Source organism: Thiospirillum jenense (assembly GCF_014145225.1).
GTDB lineage: Bacteria > Pseudomonadota > Gammaproteobacteria > Chromatiales > Chromatiaceae > Thiospirillum > Thiospirillum jenense.
Genome location: NZ_JABVCQ010000108.1, coordinates 1 through 549 on the forward strand (window position 1 = coordinate 1; position 549 = coordinate 549).

Below are 549 nucleotides of genomic sequence, written 5' to 3' on the forward strand. Positions count from 1 at the left end.
AACACCTACAACTTCAGTCAAGCCGCCACTTTTGCTAATACAGTTAATAGCAGCGGATTGTGTGGTTCTAATACTTGGCGAGTACCAACCGTTAAAGAACTGCTTGGAATTGTGGATTACGGGCGCACCGCACCGTCAATTGATCCAACTTATTTCCCTAATATCGCTACCGGTAATTGGTATTGGAGTAGTTCCGCCTATGCCAACGATGCCGACGACGCCTGGTATGTAGATTTTGGCAGCAATGGCAATTCTTTTGGCCATGACCGCAGCAATCCGCACCCAGTGCGCCTTGTCAGTGGCACACAATCATTAGACGTTTTTGTTGATAATGGCGATGAAACTGTCACGCAATCCAATACCGGCTTAATGTGGGCAAAGTGCGCAATTGGTTTAAGCGGGAGTAACTGTACAACCGGCACGGTATTGGAAAATGCAACGTGGAGTGACGCATTAACCGCCGCTAATACCTCAACACTTGGCGGTCATACTGATTGGCGCTTACCGACTGTTAAAGAACTGCAATCGCTAATGGATTACACACGATTT

The 549-nt window shown here is 47.2% G+C and carries 1 protein-coding gene; it reads left to right on the forward strand.

Going from position 1 to position 549, the window contains the following annotated elements:
- The coding region (locus HUK38_RS14735) for an Lcl C-terminal domain-containing protein (protein ID WP_182585061.1) at positions 1 to 549 on the forward strand (549 nt) is incomplete at both ends.